The sequence below is a fragment of the Marinobacter sp. bablab_jr008 genome, assembly GCF_016464145.1.
Lineage (GTDB): Bacteria > Pseudomonadota > Gammaproteobacteria > Pseudomonadales > Oleiphilaceae > Marinobacter > Marinobacter nauticus.
In genome coordinates this window covers 34,123-58,005 of sequence record NZ_JACDWW010000042.1, presented here as the reverse complement: position 1 = coordinate 58,005, position 23,883 = coordinate 34,123, and the positions used below count along the sequence as shown (strand labels likewise).

Genomic DNA, 23,883 nt, shown 5'->3' with positions numbered 1-23,883 from the left:
TCTCAGGGAGGGTTTCCTCACCCGTGGCACCATGCATTGGTGATTGCTTATCGGAATACGCTTGTTCTTACTTTTCCGTGCCGGTTCACTTTCTCTGCTTTTAGCCATTGTTTTATTGAGTTTACTGTTGTAGTTTTCAGCTAACAAGTGTGCGCTGAAAGTTTGGTGCATGGTGAGTGTATTCAACAGTAAATGTGGACAGGTTAAAGATGAACGCAGCAGTGAAACCCGAAACAAGTGTGAGTGCTGTCTTCGGAAAACCGGACGAACGGGAACTCCGGGATCGCATGAAAAAGGAACTTCCCGCTGACACGTTCAAGCCGCAGACCTGGCGGGTGATCTGGTTTCTGCCCCTGCAGGCCATTATCTGGGGTGGGCTGGCGGTTATCCTGATGGCGGGTTTACCGTGGTACGCCAATCTGGCGCTGGCGTTGCTGGTGGGGCACACCATTGGTTGCCAGGCGCTGCTGGCCCATGAGGTGCTGCATGGTGCTCTGGGCATGAGCCGGCGCTGGCAGAATGTGTTTGGCTGGCTGGGGTTTGGGCCGTTGTTGGTGCCGCCGGAGTTCTGGCGCAAGTGGCACAATGTGGTGCATCACGGTAACACCAATACCGGTGATACAGACCCAGACAGCTTCGGCACGCTTCGTCGTTACAAGACCAACCCGGGCCAGAAAAAGTTTCATAAGCTGGCTCCGGGTTCCGGTACCTGGTACAGCTATCTGTTCCTGACTTATTCGTTCACGTTCCACGCCCAGCTGGTGCTTTGGATTCAGGCGAAACGCCGCAAGCAGTTCAAGGGGTTTGATCGCCGGAAGGCCATCGCGCAGGTGTTTCTGTGCCTGGGGGGCTGGCTGGCGCTGGCTGCGGTTTCTGGCTCTCTCGCGCTGTTTACGGTGCTGATTCCGTTCATGGTGGCCAACGCGCTGGGGCAGGGCTATATCCTCACCAATCACTTCCTGCGCCCGCAGACAGCCACCAATAACCCGCTGGATAATTCCATGAGCCTGCGCAGCCATCCGGTGCTGGACCGACTGCATTTCCGCTTTAGCCACCACATCGAACACCACTTTTTTCCGAAAATGGCCCACAACATGGCGCCGAGGGTTCGCAAGTGGCTGGAGGAAAACGAGCCGGAGCGTTATATGGCCATGCCTCACGGCACGGCGCTCAGGATGCTGTACACCACTCCGCGGGTGTACAAATCCCCGACGGAGTTGGTGGATCCTAATGATGAAAGCCGGGTATTTGATTTGCTGCCGTTACAATCAGAGTACTCAGCAGCTAATCTGAATTAACTCCCGGCGTAGCCAAGCTCTTTGTTCACCAGGTTAAACAGCTCACCCCGCTTGTGCCACCGATCAAAGTTCTCCAGGAACTGATCCGTGAGCGCCCGCTTCCAGCCGATAAAATCACCGGCCATATGGGCGGTCATGATCACGTTTTCCCGCTGCCAGAGCGGGTGGTCTGAGGGCAGTGGTTCCTCTTCGAAAACATCCAGTCCGGCGCCGGCAATCTCGCCATCGTCGAGTGCCTTGAGCAGAGCCTCGGTATTGACGATCGGGCCGCGGCCGATGTTGATCAGGCGTGCGGTCTTTTTCATGGCGGCAAAGGCTTTGGCATCAAACAGGCCTTCGGTTTGTGGCGTCAACGGCGCCGCAATCACCACGAAGTCTGCATGTGAGAGCTGCTCATAAAGCTCATCGTTGCCATGCACCGCCACGAAATCCGGGTCATCATGTCTCGGGGTACGGGCGATACCGTGGGCGTGCAGGCCGATGGCATTTACCAGCCGGCCAATCTGGCGGCCGATGGAGCCAGCGCCAACCACCAGTACCTGTTTGCCCTCGGCCCGTTCGGTATCTCTGTGTTTCCACTCCTGATTCATTTGCAGCCGGATGGAGCGGGGGAAATCCTTGGCGAACATCAGGATGGTGCAGAGTACGTATTCGGCGATGGTGCGGTCGAAAATGCCACGGGCGTTGGTGACCACCACATCGCTCTTGATCAGGGCGGGAAACATCAGCGCATCTACCCCCGCGCTGGTGGCGTGAATCCATTGCAGCTTGTCAGCACAGGGCCAGGCCGCTTCAAGGGCTTCGGTACGGAAGTCCGTGACCATCATGACATCGGTGCCGGGCAGGCTTTCACGCAGGGTGGGTTCGTCGCAGGCGAAGCGCACTTCAGCCCGGGCCTTGACCGCCTCTATACCCGGCGGTGCCGGCTCTCCCGGTGCTGTCAGAACGGTAACGACCGGTTTGCGTGAATCTGTCATGTAACCTCCGGTAATGGTGCACTCAATAACGACTGTCTTACTAGTCTGGTAGGCGGTTGTGGGCTGGTCAACCTGAGGCGGCCGGAACCGGTTTTTCAGGGGTTCGGTTATCCTTTAGTCCCGCTTGCTTGTACCCCCCCTCTTTCCTGACTAACCTGCAAAGGTACGCTTTTATTTACCCTGTCCCCCAGGAGGTGCTTATGGCGGAATCCGCGAACAAGGACACCGGCCAGACCAAGCCGCGTAAAGTGAAGTACCGGAAGACCAAGGCCAGTTGGAACCCTGCCATGCAGGCCATTCCTGTTTCGGGGATTCGTCGCCTGGTGAATATGGCATCTACCATGAAGGATGTGATTCATCTGTCGATCGGCCAGCCAGATCTGCCCACGCCCAAACATGTTATCGACGCCTACATTGATGCGCTCAATGCCGGCCAGACCGGTTACACCATGGATGCCGGCCTGCCGGAGTTGCTGGTTGCACTGCGGGATTACTATGGCAAGCGCTACAACCGCAAGCTCACCCGTGACAACATCCTGGTAACGAGCGGCGCGACTGAGGCCATGTATCTGGCCATTTCGGCCACCTCGGCGCCCGGGCGGCAGTTCATCGTGACAGACCCATCGTTTCTGTTGTATGCACCTTTGATCCGGATGACCGGGGGTGAGGTGAAGTTTGTTCCCACGAGGGCCGAGAACAATCACCAGCTGGATCCGGACGATGTAATTCGGGCCATGGGCTCCCGCACCTTTGCGCTGATTTTGAACAACCCGAACAACCCCACCGGGGCGGTGTATCCCCGCAGCACCGTGGAGACCATTCTGGAAGAGTGCGCCTATCGTGGTATCCAGGTATACGCCGATGAAGTCTATGACCACCTGATTTTTGATGACGATGATTTTGCCAGTGTCCTCAATTGCTCCATGGACCTGGACAACATCATGTGCATCAGCAGTTTCTCCAAAACCTACAGTATGGCCGGCCTGCGCGTAGGCTGGGTCATTTCCAGCCAGGCGGCGATCAAGTCCCTGCGCCGGTACCATATGTTCACCACCTCAGTGGCCAATACCCCATCCCAGTTTGCCGGAGTGGCGGCGCTGACGGCCGACCAACAATGCGTTCAGGACATGGTGGATATCTACCGGGAGCGTCGGGACAAGGTTGTCGAGTTGATTGATCAAACCCCTTACCTGACCGGCTACAAGCCCGGTGGTGCCTTTTTCGCCTTCCCGGACTTGCCGCCCCACGTGGATGGTTCGGATCTGGCCTTGCGCATGCTGAAGGAAACCGGTGTCTGCGTGGTGCCGGGGGACGCCTTTGGTGAGCACTGCACCAACGCCTTGCGGTTCAGTTTCTCCACTACCTGCGAGCGTATGGAAGAGGCCTTCGACCGGATCATCCCCTGGATGGCCAAGCAACAGTTCTGAGGCCTGGCATGTCGGCTCTGGAATCCGTCCTGATTCAATGCCCCTACTGTTGGGAGACGCTGGATATCAGCGTCGACCCGACCGTGCCTGAGCAGGAATATGTCGAGGACTGTCAGGTGTGCTGTCAGCCCATTGTTCTGACTGTCCAGTTGGAAGAGGGGCGAGTCGTCAGCGTGGATGCCCGCCCCGAGAATGAGTAAGCGCATGACCAATCGTTAATGCCAGTCAGTTGCGGTGCAGGGCGCTCTGGCGCAGGATAAAAGCCGACCAATTTGCAGGGAATCCAATCATGTTGAATCACGCCAAAGCCTGGCTGCTGTCTCTGTTCGTTGTGCTGACGGCTAGCGGTTGCGCAAGCCTTTCGCCCTACGCCATCTCCGAGGGTGAGATTGAGGGTCACCTGAAGGATGTGGTGGCGGAGTTTGATCGAAAACAGCTGCAGAGTGGGTCGCCTCTCAGTCTCAGCCTGGATGACGCTGATATTACCCTTGGGCCTGATGGTCGGGACGTAGCGGTGATCGACCTGCGTGGACAGGTAGCCCTGAATGCGTTGATGGCCAAGTTACCCGTGGACCTCGCTTTGAAAGTGGAGGGTGCGCCGGTATACGACAGCCAGGAGAAAGCAGTGTATATCCGCCGCTTGCAGTTACTGGAGAGCTCGATTGACTCGCCCTTTTTCAAAGGGGATCTGGCACCCATCACCGACAATGTCATGCGGGCGGTGGCTCAGATGCTGGAAACCATGCCGGTGTATCGTCTGGATGAAACCGATTTCGCCCAGCGCATGTTCGGGATGGTACCGATGGATGTGCGGGTAGCCCCGGGACGACTGGAGTTTGTGATGGCGGATCAGTAAGGCAGGATCCTGCCTTGCGGTGAGTGGAAGCAAAAAAGGCCGGGTGGATGACGTTCCTCCCGGCCTTTCTGCTTGCTGGTACCGGCCGATGGCTCAGGCCGTGGCTTTCAGCGCCTCTTCGAAGATGCCGGTGGCTTCGTCAATCTGGTGCTGGTTGACGATCAGCGGCGGCAGCCAGCGTACTATCTCCTGGTATGGGCCACACCGCAGCATCAGCAGCCCCCGCTTTTCACATTCTTTCAGGATCTTGCCGGCGCGTTCTCCGTCCGGGCAGTCTCCGCGGCGCATCTCCACGCCAACCATCAGGCCTTTGCCCCGGACATCTGCCATTTCCGGGTAGTCCTTTTTCAAACTGTGCAGGTTGTCCCACAGGCGTTTGCCCATCGCATCGGCGTTCTGCACCAGGCCCTCTTCCTGAATCACGTCGATGGTTGCTATGGCGGCAGCCGCCGCTACAGCGTTGCCGCCATAGGTGCCGCCCTGAGAACCCGGCCAGCCCTTGGCCATGGTTTCTTCTGAAGCCGCCAGAGCAGAAATGGGGAAGCCGCTGGCCAGGCCTTTTGCGATCATGATGGCGTCGGGTGTTACCCCGAAGTGTTCGTGGGCCCAGAACTTGCCGCTGCGGCCGAACCCGGCCTGTACTTCGTCAAACACCAGCATGATGCCGTGCTTGTCGCAGCGCTCCCGCAACCCCTGCATAAAACGAGCGTTGGCCGGCACATAGCCACCCTCGCCCTGAACCGGCTCAATCAGCATGGCCGCGGTTTCCTTGGGGGCGGAATAGGTCACAAAGATGCGATCCAACTCTCTCAGGCAGAAGTCCGTGGCCTCATCCAGGCTCCAGCCGTAATGGAAGGCGTGAGGGAATGGCGCGACGACCACGCCCCCCATCATCGGGCTGACGCCGGCTCGCAGGCCCACGCTGGAGGTGGTCATGGACAGTGAGCCCATGGTGCGACCATGAAAGCCGCCATGGAATACGATCACATTGGGGCGACCGGTGGCCTGGCGCACCAGGCGGATGGCACCTTCGGCAACTTCGGTGCCAGCATTGGAAAAGAAGAAGGCATTCAGCGGGTCCGGGGTCACGGCGCCGAGTTTTTCTGACAGTTCAGGTAGTCTCGGGTTCATGACTGTGGTGGCCTGGGCATGGATCATGGTGGCTACCTGTTTCTGGGCGGCTTCCACCACTTTCGGGTGACAGTGCCCGGTACTGGTGACACCAATGCCGGATGTAAAGTCCAGGTAACGGCGACCTTCAGGGTCAATGATATAGGCACCTTCGCCTTTGGCCGCGGTGATGCCGGTAGCCTGCTTGAGCAGGGGGGACAGCTTGCCTTTGTGGTCGGTCATGGACACCTCCCGAAGTGAATGGAATACCTCTTTTGCAGCCTAGTCAGGCCCCAAGGCGTTTACAAATAGCATCCCCGATTTCCCGGGTGCTGCGTTGTTCAGAGCCTTTCTCTGCGAGATCCGCGGCCACCGCATCAAACAGTTCCTGCCCGGCCTGGGCCAGCAACGGGTCTTTTCGGCCTAGCCAGTCCAGCATGCGGGCGGTGGTAAACAGCATGGCGGTCGGATCAGCGATGCCCTGGCCGGCGATATCCGGCGCGCTACCGTGGGTGGGTTCAAACATGGAGGGCATGTCCGGGTCGGTCGGGTTGAGGTTGCAGGACGGAGCTACCCCCATGCCCCCCGAGATCACGGCGGCCAGATCGGTCAGAATATCGCCCTGGAGGTTGCTGGCTACGACTACGTCAAAGGCCCAGGGGCTGGAGACAAATTTCATGCAGGCGGCATCCACCAGTTCGTGATGGGTGGCTACATCCGGGAATTCCCGGCTGATTTCCTCAAACACTTCGGTATACATGTCACCCCAGTAGCGCAGGGCATTGCGCTTGGTGATCAGGCATACCTGGCTTTCGCAGGTCTTGCCATCCAGTGTCCGGAAACTGCGGGTGCGGCCTTGCTGAAGACGTTCGCCGGCCCGTTTACGAGCCTGTTCAAAGCCGTACCGGATAATGCGCTCAGTGGCCCGGCGGGTGAACACCTCCATCTGGGTGGCCACTTCGTCGGGCGATCCCGGGCGCAGCCGGCCACCCTGACTGACGTACTCACCCTCGCTGTTCTCGCGAATCACCAGCATATCGATGTCCTTGGCACGGTCATCTTTCAGGTACTGGCGTGCGCCGGGGAGCAGTCGTGCCGGGCGTTCACACACCCACTGGTCAAAGCCTTTTCGCATGTCCAGCAGGGGCGCGAGCGAAATGCTGTCCGGTAACAGATAGCGCTCCGGGTCGTGCATGGGGCCCGGATCTCCCAGCGCGCCCAGCAGTATGGCGTCGTAGGCCTTGAGCTGCTCAAGGGCATCTGTGGGCCAGGATTCGCCGTGTTCTTCGTGCCAGGCGTGAGAGGGCCATGGAAAACGGGTCCATTCCAGTGGCAGGCTGTGCCTGGATCGCAGTGTCTCCAGGCATCGCACGGCTTCCGCGACCACTTCCGGGCCGATACCATCTCCGGGTGTTACTGCAATACGGGTGGTCTGGGCCATCCATGAACCTCCTTTTAAGAGCGGCTTGACTGATTAAATACACCAAAACCAGTGTAGACCCGCAGCCGGCAGATGCCACCCGACTATGGGAGGTATAGCGAGTTTTCGTTTTACCCGATTGCGGATGGTGTCTATAGTTGAATGTGATTGATTCTTTTACAGTTCCACCCGAATTCATTTCGAGCGAGCCACTCTGGAGCTTCTGTGGATAGACCCTCTGTTCTTTTTGATGAGTCCCATTGCGACGAGTGCGCCTGTGGTAATGGCCTCGACTTTTCGTTCAGCTTTGCCTTCCAGCCTATTGTTGATGCCACCAATAAAACGGTGTTTGCATACGAGGCGCTGGTGCGGGGAACCGAGGGGCAAGGGGCCATGACCGTGCTGGATAAGGTGAATAGCCAGAACCAGTATGCGTTCGACCAGATATGCCGGGTCAAGGCGGTGAAGCTGGCGTCGCGGCTCGATATGAAGGCCATGTTGAGCATCAACTTCATGCCCAACGCGGTCTATCAGGCAGAATATTGCATTCGTACCACGCTGGCGGCCGCCAAGACCTATGATTTCGACACCCGGAAGATCATCTTCGAGGTGGTAGAGGGTGAGGAGATGACCTCGGTTGATCACCTCACCTCCATCATCGAAGCCTACAAGAGCATGGGGTTCAGCACCGCCATTGATGATTTCGGTGCCGGTTACTCCCGCTACAACCTGATGATCTCGAGCCCGCCGGATTTGCTGAAGCTGGATATGGGGCTGGTTCGCAACATTCATGCGGAACCCAACAAGCAGGCAGTGGTCTCAGGTATCATCACCATGATGCGCCAGCTTGGCGGCCGAATTGTGGCGGAGGGCGTGGAAACGCCGGAAGAATACTTCTGGTTTCGTTCTCAAGGGATTGCCCTTTACCAGGGCTACCTGTTCGCCAAACCGGGATTCGAATGTCTGCCGGAGCCGGTGTTTCCCGACTGATTGACTCTTAACAGGATGTTTCCGTGCTCTATCGCCTGATTACCCTGATTGGCGGCCTGGTCTTTGTGGCTGCCTTGTTTGCCCTGGTCTGGTTCTTCTGCAAGAAGTTTCTGGAACATCATGGCGTGACCGACCAGACCTCGGACCGCGCGACTGTACTGGCTACCTGGACCTTTGCCGGAATCGCCATCGGACTGGTGTTTGCCGTCGTGGGCGCGTTCGTGCTTGGCCCATGGGCGTTCTATCGCACCCTGCGCGGTCATGGTGTCGACATTGCCGATGGTGCGGCTATCTGGTGGGGCCTCGGTATCGTTGCGGTATCTCTGGCGATTACCGCGGCTGGCTTCTTTGGCTTTCTGATGCTGGTCGGAGCCTATTGAGCCTGCTGCAGGTTGTGTAGCAAGTCCCGAAACCACACCAGCGCCGGTTCCTGTTCATAGGCCTTGTGCCAATACAGATGCACATCAATCGACGGCATCTCCACCGGCGGCGCCAGCACTTCGATGTCGGTGTTCTGGGCAATGATCCGGGCGTAGGTTTCCGGCATCGTCAGTAACAGGTCTGAGCTCTCCACCACCCGGCAAGCCGCGTAGTAATGCTGGCAGCGTAGGCGAATAGTGCGCTGGGCGCCGTGGCGGGAAAGCTCGAAATCCTCAATACCCGGGCCCTCGGCCCGTGACGACACCAGAATGTGCCGGGCCTCCAGGTAGCTGGCCATATCCAGCCCTTGCGCGATGACCGGGTGACCCTTTCGCGCCAACACCACCAGTCGGTCCTGCCTCAGCAGTTCATGACTGGTCTGGTTGCTCACTGGCAATAACACATCAATGGCAAAGTCCAGCTTGCCTGCGGCCAGTTGCGTTTCCATGTCTCGTCTTGCCACCCGTTGACTCTGAACCTCCATGTCCGGATACGGCGCGAGTTTTGAAATCAGTTGAGGCAGGAAGGTGGATTCCAGAACATCCCGAAGGCCGAGGGCGTAGGTTTTACGCTGGCTGGCGGGGTCGAAGGCGTGAAACTGATTCACAGCACTCTGGATCTGGTTCAACCCCGGGCGCATGGATTCCAGAAACCGTCGGGCCAGGGGGGTGGGCACCATCTGGTTACCCTGGCGGGTAAACAGCGGATCATTGAAATGATCCCGAAGCCGAGCCAGGGAATGACTGATGGCAGGCTGGGTCAGATGCAGAGCTTTTGCGGCCCGCGTCAGGCTTCCTTCCCGATAGATAGTGTCGAAAACATGCAGCAGGTTCAGGTCCGGTCTATTCAGCGCCATGATGAGGTTCCGTTGTTCTGAATAAGCATGATTAATGATAAACGATAAGAACAATTCAGTCGCGTAATAATGTGTTGGCTCCTAGACTGATTCCCATCTGATCGACATTGCCCCCGACAGGGCGGCCAGCGCGAGGAGCTGCACCATGGATTTCAACATTTCCGAGAAAGGCCAGGATTACCTGAAGCGCGTGAAACAGTTCATGCGCGACGAGATTTTTCCCATTGAGGAGCAGTATCACAAGGAGCTTGCCTCTCAGGAAAACCGCTGGGTGGTGCTGCCGATCATCAAAGAACTGAAAGAAAAAGCCAAGGCCCAGGGCCTGTGGAACATGTTCTTCCCGGACGACAAGTATGGCTGTGGCCTGCTCAACTCCGACTACGCCCTGATTGCCGAAGAAACCGGCCGCAGCTTCATCGCCCCGGAAATCTTCAACTGTAACGCGCCGGACACCGGCAACATGGAAGTGCTGATCCACTACGGCTCTGAAGAACAGAAAGCCGAATGGCTGCCGAAACTGCTGAGTGGCGAAATCCGCTCCGCCTTCTGCATGACCGAACCGGCGGTTGCCTCTTCCGATGCCACCAACATGGAAGCTACCGCCACCGTAGAAGGTGACGAAGTGGTGCTCAACGGCCGCAAATGGTGGAGCACCGGCATTGGCCACCCGGACTGCAAAGTGGGCATCTTCATGGGTGTAACCGACCCGGACGCGCAGAAACACCGCCGACATTCCATGGTGCTGGTGCCGCTGGATGCCCCGGGCATCACCATCGAGCGCATGCTCCCGGTCTTTGGCGCCTACGACGAGCCCTACGGCCACGGCCAGGTGTTGTTCGACAACGTACGTTTGCCCAAAAGCGCCATCATCGCCGGCCCGGGCCGCGGCTTCGAAATCGCTCAGGGCCGTTTGGGGCCCGGCCGCGTGCACCACTGCATGCGTGCCATCGGAGCTGCCGAGCGCGCTCTTGAGATCATGATCAAGCGCGCCATGACCCGCGAAGCTTTCGGTCGGCCAATCGCCAAGCTGGGCGGCAACCCGGACATCATCGCCAATGCCCGTATGAACATTGAGCAGGCTCGACTGTTGACGTTGAAGTGTGCCTGGGCCCTGGATACCAAGGGCATTATGGGCGCGTTGCAGGAAGTGTCGATGATCAAGGCGGTGGTGCCGAAGATGCTTCAGCAGATTGTGGATGACGCGATTCAGATTCACGGCGGGGCTGGTGTCAGCGACGATGATTTCCCGCTGACGGCATTGTTCGGTTACGCTCGGGTTCTGCGGTTGGCCGACGGTCCCGACGAAGTGCATCGGGCCATGGTGGCTCGCCTGGAGCTTCGGAAGTATAAGTCCTGATTTTGGGCTTGGGTGCTTTGGCTCTTCTGGCCTCTTGGCTCGGAGTGGGTGGCCGTTGGGGTGGGGCTTCTGAAAAGCGCTCCTTCGGCACATCCATGTGGCGCTTGTGTTCCGCCATCCATGGCTTCACAAATTTTCAGAAGCCCCACCCCAACGGCCACCTCTAACTTTTTGGAGGGACTGCCCTGAAGAAATGCTGGTGGTTGTGCCAGGGTGGATCTCGAATGGGTTACCGAGCGGTGCGCCAAAGAATTTTCTTCTTTTGAACAGCATACTGGAGAGTATGGGAGTTGGTGCCAGAGGGCCTTTCCAAAAATTTCGGAGGCCATGGATGGCCGGAGAGAAGCGCACATGGATGTGCTTGTAGCGGTTTTTGGAAAGGCCCTCTGGCACCAACTCTTACCCGAAAGCAAAGAGAACTCGAATTCCAAAATACAAAACGAACTCAAACGTAAAAACGGTGAGCACTAACATGACACAACGGGTATTTATAACCGGCGGGGCCAGTGGCCTGGGCCGGGCGATTGCGTTGCGGTATGCCAAAGAAGGGGCCAAAGTCTGCATCGGGGACATTAACCCGGAGCAGGGCGTGGCCGTTGAGGCGGAACTGAACAAGGCCGGTGGCGAAGGTTATTTCGTGGAATGCGATGTGCGCCGCCTGAGCGACTTCGAGAAAGTCCGTGATGACCTGGTCCAGAAATGGGGTGGAGTGGACGTAGTCGTGAACAACGCCGGCGTTGCCTCCGCAGGCTCCATTGAAGACACCACCATCGGTGACTGGGAATGGATTCTCGACATCAACGTATTGGGCGTCGTGCGCGGCTGCAAAGCCTTTACCCCGCTGTTCAAGCAGCAAGGCTCTGGCGCGTTTGTGAATGTGGCTTCCATGGCCGGGCTTATGCTGGCGCCATTGATGGACAGCTACAATGTTTCCAAAGCCGGGGTGATAGCCCTGTCGGAAACCCTCAGCCAGGAATTGCGTGATTCCGGCATTCACGTCAGCTGCGTGTGCCCGGCGTTCTTCCAGACCAACCTCGCCAGCACCATGCGTTCGGATATTCCCGGTATTCAACAGAACGTGAACAAGCTGATGAAGCGCTCCAGCATCACCGCCGAAGACGTGGCCGAGGATATCTTCCGCAGTGTGAAAGACAAAGACTTCTGGGTACTGCCCCACGCCAAAGAGCGCCGTATGTGGATGCTCAAGCGCCACGCACCCTGGGCGTTTGACTGGCTGATGCACCAGGAAACCAAGCGCTGGATGAGCAAGATGGGTAGCAAGGCGAACGCCTGAACACATCACAGGAGAGATTGAATGACACAGATCGACCAGGCCGTAGACATCCGTGAAGGCGAAGAGCTGGATATCAGCGCCGTCGACAAGTTCATGAAGCAGGCCATTCCGGGCCTGGAAGGCCAGCCGAGCATCAAGCAGTACCCCGGTGGTGCGTCCAACCTGACCTATCAGGTGGATTATGGCGACCAGTCCTACGTGCTGCGCCGGCCGCCGTTCGGCAAGATCGCCAAGTCCGCCCACGACATGCTGCGGGAAGCGCGGGTGATGGAGGCGTTGAAGCCAGCCTATCCCTATGTGCCCAACATTGTTGCGATTTGCGACGATCACAGCGTACTGGGTTGCGACTTCTACGTGATGGAGCGGCTCAAGGGCATCATTCTGCGCCAGGACTTCCCCAGGGATTTCGAGCTGAGCGCTGAAGACACTCGCAAGCTGTGCCTGAACGTGATCGACAAGCTGGTGGATCTGCATACGGTGGACGCCAAGGCCGCAGGCCTGGACAAGCTGGGCAAGGGCGCGGGTTACGTGCAGCGGCAGATTGGCGGCTGGAGCGACCGCTTCCGCAAGGCCCGTACCGACGATGTCGGTGACTTCGAAGAGGTCATGGCCTGGCTGAACGATAAGATGCCGGATGATATCGCTCAGGTGGTTATTCACAACGACTACCGTTTCGACAATGTGGTGCTGAACCCGGACAACCCGTTTGAAGTGATTGGCGTGCTGGACTGGGAAATGGCCACTATTGGTGATCCGCTGATGGACCTGGGCAACAGTCTGGCCTATTGGATCGAAGCCGACGATGAAGGCCCGTTCCAGATGCTGCGGCGCCAGCCCACGCACCGGCCGGGCATGCTGACTCGTAAAGAAGTGGTGGACTACTACATGGAGAAATCCGGCTTCCGGGCGGAAAAGTTCGACTTTTATGAAATTTACGGGCTGTTCCGCCTGGCGGTGATCATCCAGCAAATCTACTACCGCTTTTATCACGGCCAGACCAAAGACAAACGCTTCGCCGCCTTTGGCCACGCCGCCAACTATCTGGAGAAACGGTGCCAGCGCCTGATTAGCGAGAGCACCCTGTAATGGCCACGATTTATCTGGTGCGCCACGGCCAGGCCAGTTTCGGCAAGGAAAACTACGACCAGCTCTCGCCGCGAGGCTGGGAGCAGGGCAGGATTCTGGGCCGCTGGCTGGCGGGCAAGGTGGAGCCGGGTGCTGTTTTTGGCGGTAACCTGCAGCGCCATCGGGAAACTGTGGAGGCGATCACTACCGGTTACGGTGTCAGCCTGCCGGATATGCAGGTGCTGGAAGGCCTGAACGAGTTTGATCATCTGGAAGTGGTGGAGCGCCTGCGTCCGGAATGGGCGGATAAACAGGTGATGGCGCGGGACCTCGCCAGCTTTCCCAAACCTGCTAGAGCCTTCCAGCAGGCTTTCGAGAAGGCAGTGACCCGCTGGGTGAGTGGCGAGTTCGACCAGGAATACAGCGAAACCTGGAACGGATTCCGGCAGCGGGTTGGCCATGCACTGGATCAGCTGATTGAACTGGCCGATGGTGCCGATGTGATTGTGTCCACCTCTGGCGGCCCCATTGCGGTCATTGCCCAGCGCCTGCTTGAACTGTCAGACCGCAAGGCGCTGGAGATGAACAATGTGATTGCCAACACCAGCGTGTCCCGCATTCTGTATTCCGGCCCCCGGCGCAGCCTGGCCGTATTCAACAACTATAGCCACCTGGAAGCGGAAGACCCCGCCCTGGTGACATTCCGATAAGCTGAGGGAATTCCATGAGCAACAAAAACCTGTTCGACCTGACTGGCAAAGTCGCCCTGGTAACCGGCGCCAGCCGCGGTATCGGCGAGAGTATCGCCCGTACGCTGGCTCATTACGGTGCTCACGTGATTGTCAGTAGCCGCAAGATTGACGGTTGTGAGACCGTGGCCAGTAGCATCCGTGAAGACGGCGGCAGCGCCGAAGCCTTCGCCTGCCACATTGGCGAGATGGACCAGATTGAAGCGGTGTGGGAGCACATCGCCAAAGCGCACGGCAAACTGGATATCCTGGTGAACAACGCAGCCGCCAACCCATACTTCGGTCCGGTGGAAGACACCGACCTGGGTGCTTTCCACAAAACCGTAGATGTGAACATCCGTGGTTACTTCTTCATGTGCGCCCGTGGCGCTCAGCTGATGAAAAAGAACGGTGGTGGTTCCATTGTGAACGTGGCCTCGGTTAACGGCGTAAACCCCGGCCACTTCCAGGGCATCTATTCGGTGACCAAGGCAGCAGTGATTTCCATGACCAAATCTTTCGCCATGGAGCTGGGCCAGCAGAATGTGCGGGTGAATGCCTTGTTGCCGGGCCTGACCGATACCAAATTTGCCAGCGCCCTGACCACCAATGAGGCCATCAAGAAGCAGGCCATGGCCCACATCCCGATGAAGCGTGTGGCGGATCCCGATGAAATGGCGGGTACTGTGCTGTACCTGGTGTCTGACGCTTCCAGCTATACCACAGGAGCCTGCATTAATGCGGATGGTGGTTACCTGACGGTCTGACACAGATCGAGACGCAAAAAGGGCCGGATGATACGGATTCATCCGGCCCTTTTTTGGTATCGCGATCCGTGTTTAGCTGCAGGTCAGCGCTGCAAAATCTCCTTTCAGCTCACTGGCCCTGGCCAGCAGCTGATCTTGATGCCGGCTATCTCCAGCCTGCAGAAGATCGTGCATCAAGCCGGCCATCGCCACCCGGCTTTCGGCCAGCATGGCCTGGTATTCCGCTCCTCTGGCGCGCTCTGAGTGAACCAGCAACTCGTTCACCTGTTCAGCAAAGCCGGACTGGCGTCGTCTCTCCAGCGTGTCGAGCAATGCCAATTGCCAGTTTCTCCGCCCTGTTAACCAGATTTCTGTTTGCCGGCCACGGTTCGCTGACCAGTTTTCGACGATGGCCCGCTGTTGCTGATTCAGGTCGCCAAGCCATCGTTCAATACGCTCAATAGTCCGTTCAGAGCGCGCCTGTGCCGTTTGAGCGGGTGTTCCCTCCAGCATTTCCTGCTCCAGCTCCTGCTGCTTCTCCGCCATGTTGTCGGCTAGTTGCGCTACCTGCTCATCCGATAGAGAAGACAGCAGATTAACGGCTACCGGAGTGGCCCGTTCCAACAATTCGGGTAAGAAGTCCATGAGTTGTTCCTGATGGAACAGAACCGTGGCCTCGCTCGGCTTCCCTTCCTCCAGATCTGATTTGAGGACTGCCAACCATTGCTGGTAACGGGGCAACTCTGCCGAGCAATGCCATTGTCTGAGCGCTTCCAGATCCTGACTCAACTGAGCTTCTTGTTCACCGGTCAGGCTGATGTAATCCTCTACCCACCAGACGACGCCCCAGTCGGCGTACCGGTAGGCCAGGCGCGTCTGACTGCAGCCCGCCAAAAACGTCAGTAACACCAGCCCGACGATCCAGCGGGCGCGTCGTGTTCCGGGCGTTGGGGCATCCATTACCTATGCTCCTTGGTAAAAAGCCGTATGGAAAAATGTTGCATGCTCACTAAGATGTTGCGATCCAGCATCGGTGGCAGTGTCTTCTCTCCTACGCTGCGGTCGCCTGATTGGATTCGGCAGTGTTCCATACGTTAAAACCGGGAAGGAAAACATGTCCAGTTACAAGCAAACGCGTGTGCGCCAGTTTGTTTTTGCCTTTTACATGTCCGGCATCATGTCGCTTTTGATGTCTGGGATTATCACCCTGATCAATACCGGCTTGACCGAGGGCTATTTCCATCGCTGGGGCGCAGCATTTGTGGTCGCCTGGACGGTGGCCTTCCCGCTGGTCAGCTTTATCGCACCAATGGCAGGCAAAATGGCGGACTGGACCATGGCCCGATTGTTTTCCAAAGAACGCCGGCCAGACTGATAAGGCCAGTGTATTGCTGCTATTCACCTTACAATTGTTCGCTTAAATGTAAAAATCTGTAAATCCGTTTCTCTCGCCTCACCGTAATTTGCTTTCGACACTGGTCAGGGACTGAATCAGTGCAGGTTCGAACCACTTTAACCTGGTAATCAACCCCTCCAGACGAGGCACGAAAAATGAAAGCAAAATACGCTTTACCGATGGTTTTAGCGGGCAGTGTCATGCTATCCGGTTGCTGGCTTGATGACGATGATAACGACGATAACGGCAGCACCGATGCTGTAACCCAAAGCATTCTCGAAATCGCTGTTGAGAACGAAAACACGACCATTCTGGAAGCTGCCGTTCTTGAAGCCGATCCATCCATCGCGGAACTGCTCGGCGGAGATGATCAATTAACGGTGTTCGCACCGACCGACGCCGCCTTTGAAGCCCTGCTGGGCGACCTGGGACTTACGGCGGAACAGTTGTTAGCCAACACGGAGTTATTAAACACCGTTCTTACCTACCATGTCCTTGCAACGTCTGTGGGGGAAGTGAAGGCTGCCGCTGCGATCAGCGTTGCGCAAAGCCCGGTCCCACAAAATCTCGTTCCAACCGTGAATAGTGAAAACGTCGCGCTGTCTATTTCACAGGAAAGCGGAGAAGACGTGCTATACGTCAACACGTCTCGAGTAACGGGGCCAGATGTAGACGCCACCAATGGTGTTATTCACATTATCGACAAAGTGCTGCTTCCGCCGCCGAGCGATCTCAGTGATACAGACTCAACGATTGCAGAAATCGTAACCGCGCTGGCAGGGGCTGAAAACGCGGAGTTTACAACGCTACTTGCGGCACTCCAGACCCCTGGTGCGGCAGCGTTGCTCACTGCAGCTGCGGATGTTGATGCAACCTTGACGGTGTTCGCGCCAACAGATGCCGCTTTTGAGGCGTTACTGACGGATCTCGGTATTACAGCCGGCGACTTGCTCAATGATCCGAATCTGCCAGCCATTCTGAGCCAGCATATTCTCGGAACTACGGTCGGCTCTCTTACGGCATACGCTTCTAACGGCGGAACTGTAACAACATTGGCCAGCAACAACTTGAACGTTGATATACAGGACAACGCTCTGGTTATCGAGGGCAGTACCGTCGTCGAAGCTGATGTTGAGGCGTCTAACGGCGTGATTCATGTGATCGACGAGGTAATTTTTACAGTCGACTGACAGACGAAACACGCTTTCTTTGAACAAAGTATGAATGCCAGGCCGGCTGCTGCAGCCGGCCTTTTTATATTGACTTACTGAATCGAAGAAGCCGGATTTTCGTCGGCAGACTGGGATAAGGTCATGCCCACGGGAGGCCGGAAATGCAGAGAGTAGAGAACCCGATCCAGAACCGCCTGACCGTTCCAGGCCGGATCGTTGTTCACCATACCGACAATGGCCCAGGTGGTGTTGTTATCGTCCCGGGTGAACCCCGCGATTGAGCGAACATTCTCCAGATAACCGGTTTTGATTCGGCCTTCGCCATCCATACCGGTGTTGCGAAGCCGGCGCGCCATGGTTCCGTCCATGGCGATAATGGGCATTGAGGCCATCAGGTCAGAGGCGTAGGGGCTGTCCCAGGCCTGTTGCAGTATCTGGGCGCCTTGCCGGGCCGTGATGCGACCATGGCGGGTGAGCCCGGCGCCATTGTCAATCACCATGCCTGCGGTGTTGATGCCCATATTCTCCAGCCATTCGTACACTGTGCGGATACCGGCTACCCGGTCGTCTTTGTCATCTTCCTTGCGGAACTCGGCGCCAATGGTCAGCAGCATCTGGCGGGCCATGACGTTGCTGCTCCATTTGTTGATGTCTCGCACCATGGAAACCAGATCAGGTGAGGTGGTGCGCATGATCAGCCGTGCGTCTTCCGGTGTGCCCTCAAAGCGGTCGCCACCACTGACAATAATGCCCATTTCCGATAGCACAGAACGAATCACGGAAGCAGAGTACCGTTCGTGCGGTAGCAGAGACAGATAGGTGGTGCTGCGGCAGCCTTGCGGTAACTGTCCGGTTACCCGAACCGTTACCTGATGGTTTTCATGAAATACCGGTTCCCAGTCAAACCGGCTGCGGGCAGGGCAGGGACCTTCCGGTAATGCGGTTACCCGGTTATCAATGGAGACTTCGCCCAGATCCGGGGTTGTCCAGGCCTGTGTTCCACGCTCATCGGCGCGTACCTGAAAATGCAGCAGATTCAGGTTGGTAAGATAGCCGGAGGGTTCCACCAGAAAGGGGGCGTGGGGGTTGTCGCCGTTATCCTCGAACGCCGGGAAGCCGCCGTCGACCCGGAAATAGCTGCCATCCAGTACCAGGTCGCCTTCAATACGGTTGATGCCCATGCTCTTGAGTTCACGCAGGGTGCTCCAGAGCCGTTCCAGGGTCAGTTTGGGGTCGCCACCGAAGCGTACGTAGAGGTTTCCTTTCAGGCTGTCGCCCACCATCATGCCGTCTGTGAGGAAATCGGTATTCCAGTGGTGGGTAGGGCCCAGGAGTTCCAGGGCGGCATAGGTGGTTACCAGCTTCATGATGGAGCCCGGGCTCATCAGTGTGTCAGCGTTTACATACTGCTCAATGCCGGGGCCGTTCAGGGGAATGGCGGCCACACTCAGGGCTTCATCGCTGTTCAGGGATTTGCTGGCATAACTTCGGATCTGGCTGGCCCAGTGACGGGAGCTGGCGAAGGCCTCTTCCGCAGAGGTCTGTTCTTGAGCGAAAGCCTGGCCGAGCGGGGCGCTGGCCAACGCGATGGCCAGCGCCACTGCTCCTGACGCATATCTGCCTGTGGCAAGGCCTTTGCCCGCCTGCAACCCCTGAGTATTCATGACCGGAACCCGTTGTTGTGTTCTCTTTGTACAATAGCCCATTCTTTGCGTATGTACTATGCAGAAAAGCTATACATGACGTTAAAAAATGGCAGTAGAGTCTTTGTTTATATTGAGTTTTTGTGACATCGAGTAAGTGGCCTGAAGAATCAGTGAGTTAGTATGACGCCAGCCCAGGGGCCAGCGGGCCAATGGGCACAGATTCTAGTGTGGGACAATGCAGAAAATGACGAAAACAAGGGAACGATCATGTTAAAAACGCTGAAGCATCAGGTGAATGTGCTGGAATCGGTTGCCACTTCTTCTTTTGCCGCCTGGCGCGGGTGCCTGGTTATCAAGGCCGTTCCGCAACCTGAGAAGCCGCTGGTTCTCTATGACATTGAAGCTTGTCCATACTGCCGACGTGTTCGTGAGGTGCTGACGGCATTGCATCTGGACGTTGAGATTCGACCCTGCCCGAAGGGTGGTCGGGTATTCCGCCCGGAAGCCGAGACCCTGGGGGGCAAACAGCAGTTTCCCCTGCTGCATGACCACAACACCGGCGAAGTGCTGTATGAATCCGAGGCGATTATCGAGTATTTGTTCCGCCAGTATGCTAATCGTTCCGTGCCTCGCTACTACCAGAGCCGTCCTTGGCAACCGGCGCTCGGTGCTGCGGGCTCCGGAGCCAGTGAACTTCGCGGAATGCGAGCGCGGCCAGCCCGGCGGCCTGAGCAGGGACTTCACTTGTGGAGTTTCGAGGGCAGTCCGTTCTCGCGCCTGATTCGGGAACGACTCTGCGAAAACGAGATTCCGTACACCTTGCATAATCTGGGCAAGGAACACTGGACAGAAGCAGGACCGGCCCGGCAGCGCATCAAACCCGGCCCCTATCGGCCAATCCCGGGCGGCAAGCGGGACGCGTTTTTCCAACAACACGGCCGGGTGCAGGTGCCCTATCTGGAAGATCCCAATAGCGGGGAGGGGTTGTTTGAATCGGCTCGCATTCTTGCTTATCTGGAAAAAAACTACGGGTAACGAGTTTGCGGAACCGGGGCTGCTAATCCGGCTGCCAGCCGGTATCATCTGCGCGAACAGTGAGCCTTCGCGGAGCCAGGAGTGTTATGTATACCGGCCAGTGCCTTTGTGGTGATATCCAGTTTGAATACGATGGCCCGATTGGGCCTATAGCGCTGTGCCATTGCAGCCAGTGCCGTCGCAATCATGGCAGTGCCTTTTCAGCCAGTGCGCCGGTTCAGGCTGTCCGGTTCCGATTTACGGCCGGTGAGGACCGGATCACCGAATTTGAATCCCGGCCCGGCAAATACCGGGCCTTCTGTAGCCGTTGTGGAAGCCCTCTTTACAGCCGGGTCGACGCTATTCCGGGCATCCTCCGGCTGCGAATTGGCGTGATCAATGAGCCGCTGGGAAAACAGGCGGCCCAGCACGTTTATGTGGGGTCGAAATCCGACTGGTTCGAGATCACCGACAACCTTCCGCAGTTCGAAAAAACCGAAAGAACCAACGACCCGCACTGAGCCTCAATCCGCCGGCACCATCCGGTATACCTTGCCGTTATCGGAGTCGGTCAGCAGCCAGAGTGCGCCGTCTGGCCCCATACGCACATCGCGGATACGTTCACCCAGGTCGGTGAGCAGATCTTCCTCCTCGATGACTTTTTCTCCGTCGAGGGACAAGCGCACCAGTTTCTGAAGCTTCAGGGCGCCGACAAAAAGATCGCCCTGCCACTGAGGGAACAGATCTCCGGTGTAGAACGCCATGCCAGAGGGCGCAATGGATGGGTCCCAGTAATGCAGTGGTTCTGTGATGCCTTCCATCGTGGTACGACTGGAGATCGGCAGGCCCGAGTAGTCAATGCCGTAGGTGACCTTGGGCCAGCCATAGTTATTACCCGCGCGAAGGACGTTGACCTCATCGCCGCCCCGGGGGCCATGTTCATGGCTCCAGATCTCACCGGTTTGTGGGTGCCGGGTCATACCCTGAATGTTGCGGTTGCCATAGGTGAAGAAAGACGCGTTGAAGCCGCTTTGATCGGCAAAGGGGTTGTCCTCTGCCGGCTCACCGCTGATGGTGATTCTGTGAACGCCACCGGCATCGTCTGCGGTATCCTGAGCACGATCCATTTCACCCCGGTCACCGACTGAGATGTATAGATTGCCGTCGCGATCAAACTGCATCCGGCCTGCGAAGTGCCGGCTGGTGTTTGAGCGGGGAAGAGCCTCGAAGATCACCTCGACATCTTGCAAAGAGTTGTCAGCCAGAGTTGCCCGGGCAACCCGTGTGGTCATGCCCTCGCGATTACGATGCGCGTAGCTAAGGAATAACAGCCGGTTAGCCTCGAAATCCGGATGCAGCAGTACATCCAGCAGACCACCCTGGCCCGAAACGACTAGCTCCGGCAGGCCTTTGACTGGTTCACTGCGAAGTTGCCCATCTTCCAGAATTCGCAAACGGCCTTCCCTTTCGGTAATCAGTGCAGATCCGTCGGGCAGGAAAGCGATGGCCCAGGGGTGTTCCAGCCCCGCGGCTACGGTTTCCAGATGAAAGTCTGCCTTTTCGGATTGAAAGGTCTGGTTTGCCTGTGTGGCCAGGGCTGCCGAGACCAGTAGGCTGGCCAGAGGCCACTTCCAGAATTTGCGCTTGAACATATCCGTCTCCGCCTCTCTGTTGTTCTTAGAGATCTTCAGCACCTGCAATAACCATAGCAGGTCGTGGTATTGCGGCCGATGCGAGCCTCTGGAGATATAGAGTTTCGCGATAATTTCGGATCATTTGCATTTGGTGTTTCAAATCTAAACCATTCGCATTAACATAGTGGGGTTTAAAAATGACGTGGTCTTAATCAACCAAGGAGCCGTTAGATGTCTCTGAATCCGGAGCCCCGATTTAGAAGAAAAACCCTGATCACTGCCATGATGTGTGCGACTCTGCCAGGACTGGCAGCAGCGCAGGGCAGCGAACCGAAGGCATTGGAAGCCCTGGATGTTACCGCAAGCCGTGGCCAGGTGGCCTCGGAAGCGACGGAGAGTTACATTAGCGGAGCCAGCACAACCTCCATGAAGATGGAGCTGTCACACCGGGAGGTCCCCCAGGCCGTCACGGTCATTACCCGCGAACAGATGGACGATTTCGCCCAGAACGACATTAACGATGTTCTGGAAGGCACCACCGGTGTCACCGTAGAGTCGGTGGAAACAGACCGCACGTATTACACCTCACGTGGTTTCGATATCAACAACTTCCAGTACGACGGTGTTGGCATGCCGGCGGTATATGACAACGTTCAGGGTGAGCTGGACACCGCTTTCTTTGATCGCGTGGAGGTGGTTCGGGGCGCCAACGGTTTGATGACCGGTTCCGGCAGCCCGGCCGCCACAGTCAACTTTATCCGCAAGCGCCCAACCGCTGACACCAATGCCTCGGTTGCGGTGACTGGTGGTTCCTGGGACAAAAAACGGATTGTCGGTGATGTTTCCGGTGCCGTGTCTGAATCCGGGGCGGTGCGCGGCCGTGTGGTTGCCGGTTATGAGGACAAAGGCTCCTACCTTGACCGGTATAACAACGAAAAGCAGATGTTCTATGGGGTGCTGGAAGCAGACCTGACCGATGCCACGTTGCTGACCCTTGGCCACGCCGTTCAGACGTCTGATACAGACAGTCCGTTGTGGGGTGCGCTGCCTTTGTTCTACTCCGATGGCTCAGCGACGGATTTTGCGCGTTCAACCAGCACGGCTTCAGACTGGTCCTACTGGGACAACACCCAGCACAACAGCTTTGTTGAATTGCGTCAGGAGCTTGCTGGTGGCTGGAGAGCCACGGGCACGGTGTTCCGGCTGGAGAATGAAAGTGAGTCCGAACTCTTTTATCAGTATGGTACTCCGGATCGCCAAACGGGTGAGGGACTTAAAGCCTACCCCAGTCAGTACGACCTGGATGTAGAGCAGTGGGTCGTGGATGCATACGCTACCGGCCCGTTCCAACTGGCTGATCGAACCCATGAGCTGGTTTTGGGGGCATCCTGGTCTCGTTCAGAGACGGTGGATGAGTCTCGCTATGGCCGCGGCATCGGGAATCCCTTGCCACCGCTCAATGAGTGGGATGGGAACTACCCCAAGCCTGCTTTTGATAATGGTGTCGGCGGCTCTGACTGGACCGACCGCGAAACGTCCACCTATGCTGCCGCTCGTTGGTCGCTGACCGATCAACTCACCGCCATTACAGGGCTCCGTCTGACCTGGCTGGATAACAAGGGCGAAAGTTACGGAGCGACCAAGGAAAGCAGCTACGATGCCGTGAAAACACCCTATGCAGGTCTGATCTACGACATCAATGACGATCATTCGGTCTACGCCAGCTATACCGAGATTTTCACTCCCCAGACTGAGGTGGACATCAATCGTGATCGACTGGATCCGATTGACGGGGTCAACTATGAGCTGGGCCTGAAAAGTGAGTTTCAGAACGACCGTGTGAACACCACTATTGCTTTGTTCCAGACTGAGCAGAAGAACGTAGCCGAGGCAGAAGGAGTGTTCTCCGGAACCAATGATTCTTATTACACCGCTGTGGATGGGTTGACCAGCCAAGGTGTGGAGGCCGAAATAGTGGGTGATCTCACCGACCGAATTCAGCTCTTCGCCGGTTATACCTATGTGGATATTGAGGACAAGGATGGTAAAGGGGCCAAGTCCTTCGTGCCAGAGCATCTAGCCCAGTTGCGCGCTACCTGGAAGGTGCCTGGGGTCGAAGGGTTGAAGCTTGGTGGCAAGGTACGCTGGCAGTCTGAGATTACCCAGGAACAGGGTGTTGCGACTACCGGCCCGAATGCCGGTGAGACCATCGTCACAGAGCAGGACAGCTATGCGGTGCTGGATCTGATGGCAAGCTATGATTTCGCCCGACACTGGAATGCAACCCTGAACGTAAACAACGTGACCGACGAGAAGTACATCGAGAGCCTGAAGAAATTTGGTGCCTCGGCCCAGGGTTTCTACGGTGAGCCGGCCAATGCCAGCCTGACCGTTTCCTGGGTGTATTAATCACAGGGTGGGGCAGTCGGCGCTGCGCTGGCTGCCCCGGTTTTTGTTGATCAAGCCTCAAGGAGAGT

General features: G+C 57.2%; 23 protein-coding genes. 16 read left to right on the top strand and 7 right to left on the bottom strand.

Annotated features, from left to right (window positions below; all coding sequences use genetic code 11):
- Positions 1-221: 221 nt before the first annotated feature.
- Complete coding sequence (locus JIF53_RS04005; protein WP_323127145.1) at positions 222-1,298, top strand: acyl-CoA desaturase; 1,077 nt, start codon at positions 222-224, stop codon at positions 1,296-1,298.
- Here the strand turns inward: JIF53_RS04005 and JIF53_RS04000 are convergent.
- Positions 1,295-2,275, bottom strand: coding sequence for a D-2-hydroxyacid dehydrogenase (locus JIF53_RS04000; protein ID WP_011785683.1), 981 nt, complete (start codon positions 2,273-2,275; stop codon positions 1,295-1,297). The genes JIF53_RS04005 and JIF53_RS04000 overlap by 4 nt on opposite strands.
- Before the next feature lie 200 nt (positions 2,276-2,475).
- Here JIF53_RS04000 and JIF53_RS03995 point away from each other — a divergent pair, with 200 nt between their 5' ends.
- From JIF53_RS03995 to JIF53_RS03985, 3 genes are all read left to right on the top strand, one after another.
- A complete protein-coding gene (locus JIF53_RS03995; protein ID WP_011785682.1) occupies positions 2,476-3,702 on the top strand; it encodes a pyridoxal phosphate-dependent aminotransferase in 1,227 nt (408 codons plus the stop codon).
- 8 nt (positions 3,703-3,710) lie between these two features.
- Positions 3,711-3,902, top strand: a complete 192-nt coding sequence (locus JIF53_RS03990) for a CPXCG motif-containing cysteine-rich protein (RefSeq protein WP_022990918.1) — start codon at positions 3,711-3,713, stop codon at positions 3,900-3,902.
- A gap of 89 nt (positions 3,903-3,991) precedes the next feature.
- Entirely contained in the window at positions 3,992-4,558 is a 567-nt protein-coding gene (locus JIF53_RS03985; protein WP_011785680.1) for a DUF1439 domain-containing protein, read from the top strand.
- Positions 4,559-4,651: 93 nt separating this feature from the next.
- Here the strand turns inward: JIF53_RS03985 and JIF53_RS03980 are convergent, their stop codons facing one another.
- The gene (locus JIF53_RS03980) at positions 4,652-5,911 is read right to left on the bottom strand and encodes an aspartate aminotransferase family protein (protein ID WP_199451889.1); all 1,260 of its coding nucleotides are present in this window, start codon (positions 5,909-5,911) and stop codon (positions 4,652-4,654) included.
- 43 nt (positions 5,912-5,954) lie between these two features.
- Positions 5,955-7,109 carry an isocitrate/isopropylmalate dehydrogenase family protein gene (locus tag JIF53_RS03975; RefSeq protein WP_199451888.1) on the bottom strand — a complete coding sequence of 385 codons (1,155 nt, stop codon included), beginning with the start codon at positions 7,107-7,109 and terminating at the stop codon, positions 5,955-5,957.
- Between the two features lie 204 nt (positions 7,110-7,313).
- Here JIF53_RS03975 and JIF53_RS03970 point away from each other — a divergent pair, with 204 nt between their 5' ends.
- A complete protein-coding gene (locus JIF53_RS03970) occupies positions 7,314-8,078 on the top strand; it encodes an EAL domain-containing protein (protein ID WP_014420796.1) in 765 nt (254 codons plus the stop codon).
- Between the two features lie 23 nt (positions 8,079-8,101).
- Positions 8,102-8,458: a hypothetical protein gene (locus tag JIF53_RS03965; protein WP_199451887.1), complete on the top strand. Its 357-nt coding sequence runs from the start codon at positions 8,102-8,104 to the stop codon at positions 8,456-8,458.
- Here JIF53_RS03965 and JIF53_RS03960 read toward each other — a convergent pair.
- Positions 8,452-9,354 carry a LysR family transcriptional regulator gene (locus JIF53_RS03960; protein WP_199451886.1) on the bottom strand — a complete coding sequence of 301 codons (903 nt, stop codon included), beginning with the start codon at positions 9,352-9,354 and terminating at the stop codon, positions 8,452-8,454. The two genes, JIF53_RS03965 and JIF53_RS03960, sit on opposite strands and share 7 nt — an antisense overlap.
- Positions 9,355-9,499: 145 nt before the next feature.
- On the opposite strand from JIF53_RS03960, the gene JIF53_RS03955 reads away from it, so the two are divergent.
- The 5 genes from JIF53_RS03955 to JIF53_RS03935 all read left to right on the top strand — a co-directional run bounded on the left by JIF53_RS03955 (position 9,500) and on the right by JIF53_RS03935 (position 14,565).
- Positions 9,500-10,711: an acyl-CoA dehydrogenase family protein gene (locus JIF53_RS03955; RefSeq protein ID WP_014420798.1), complete on the top strand. Its 1,212-nt coding sequence runs from the start codon at positions 9,500-9,502 to the stop codon at positions 10,709-10,711.
- Between the two features lie 472 nt (positions 10,712-11,183).
- Positions 11,184-12,005: an SDR family oxidoreductase gene (locus tag JIF53_RS03950; protein ID WP_199451885.1), complete on the top strand. Its 822-nt coding sequence runs from the start codon at positions 11,184-11,186 to the stop codon at positions 12,003-12,005.
- Between the two features lie 21 nt (positions 12,006-12,026).
- Complete coding sequence (locus JIF53_RS03945) at positions 12,027-13,091, top strand: phosphotransferase family protein (RefSeq protein WP_199451884.1); 1,065 nt, start codon at positions 12,027-12,029, stop codon at positions 13,089-13,091.
- On the top strand, positions 13,091-13,780 hold the full coding sequence (locus JIF53_RS03940) for a histidine phosphatase family protein (RefSeq protein ID WP_014420800.1): 690 nt from the start codon (positions 13,091-13,093) through the stop codon (positions 13,778-13,780). Before JIF53_RS03945 ends, JIF53_RS03940 begins: the two co-directional genes overlap by 1 nt.
- 14 nt (positions 13,781-13,794) lie before the next feature.
- Positions 13,795-14,565 carry an SDR family oxidoreductase gene (locus JIF53_RS03935; RefSeq protein WP_199451883.1) on the top strand — a complete coding sequence of 257 codons (771 nt, stop codon included), beginning with the start codon at positions 13,795-13,797 and terminating at the stop codon, positions 14,563-14,565.
- 72 nt (positions 14,566-14,637) lie between these two features.
- Here JIF53_RS03935 and JIF53_RS03930 read toward each other — a convergent pair whose 3' ends face one another.
- A complete protein-coding gene (locus JIF53_RS03930) occupies positions 14,638-15,504 on the bottom strand; it encodes a DUF6279 family lipoprotein (protein WP_199451882.1) in 867 nt (288 codons plus the stop codon).
- 154 nt (positions 15,505-15,658) lie between these two features.
- On the opposite strand from JIF53_RS03930, the gene JIF53_RS03925 reads away from it, so the two are divergent.
- Positions 15,659-15,919, top strand: a complete 261-nt coding sequence (locus JIF53_RS03925; RefSeq protein WP_014420803.1) for a DUF2798 domain-containing protein — start codon at positions 15,659-15,661, stop codon at positions 15,917-15,919.
- Positions 15,920-16,095: 176 nt separating this feature from the next.
- Positions 16,096-17,130, top strand: a complete 1,035-nt coding sequence (locus JIF53_RS03920) for a fasciclin domain-containing protein (protein WP_199451881.1) — start codon at positions 16,096-16,098, stop codon at positions 17,128-17,130.
- Positions 17,131-17,204: 74 nt separating this feature from the next.
- Here the strand turns inward: JIF53_RS03920 and dacB are convergent, their stop codons facing one another.
- Positions 17,205-18,776, bottom strand: coding sequence for a D-alanyl-D-alanine carboxypeptidase/D-alanyl-D-alanine-endopeptidase (dacB, locus tag JIF53_RS03915; protein ID WP_199451880.1), 1,572 nt, complete (start codon positions 18,774-18,776; stop codon positions 17,205-17,207).
- Between the two features lie 249 nt (positions 18,777-19,025).
- On the opposite strand from dacB, the gene JIF53_RS03910 reads away from it, so the two are divergent.
- Both JIF53_RS03910 and JIF53_RS03905 read left to right on the top strand, forming a co-directional pair.
- Entirely contained in the window at positions 19,026-19,793 is a 768-nt protein-coding gene (locus JIF53_RS03910) for a glutathione S-transferase N-terminal domain-containing protein (protein WP_228285459.1), read from the top strand.
- Between the two features lie 86 nt (positions 19,794-19,879).
- On the top strand, positions 19,880-20,293 hold the full coding sequence (locus JIF53_RS03905) for a GFA family protein (RefSeq protein ID WP_023007954.1): 414 nt from the start codon (positions 19,880-19,882) through the stop codon (positions 20,291-20,293).
- A 3-nt stretch (positions 20,294-20,296) separates the two neighbouring features.
- Here JIF53_RS03905 and JIF53_RS03900 read toward each other — a convergent pair whose 3' ends face one another.
- Positions 20,297-21,424 (bottom strand): PQQ-dependent sugar dehydrogenase, encoded by a 1,128-nt coding sequence (locus JIF53_RS03900; protein WP_199451878.1) that lies wholly within the window; start codon positions 21,422-21,424, stop codon positions 20,297-20,299.
- A gap of 213 nt (positions 21,425-21,637) precedes the next feature.
- Here JIF53_RS03900 and JIF53_RS03895 point away from each other — a divergent pair, with 213 nt between their 5' ends.
- The gene (locus tag JIF53_RS03895) at positions 21,638-23,815 is read left to right on the top strand and encodes a TonB-dependent siderophore receptor (protein ID WP_199451877.1); all 2,178 of its coding nucleotides are present in this window, start codon (positions 21,638-21,640) and stop codon (positions 23,813-23,815) included.
- Positions 23,816-23,883: the final 68 nt, after the last annotated feature.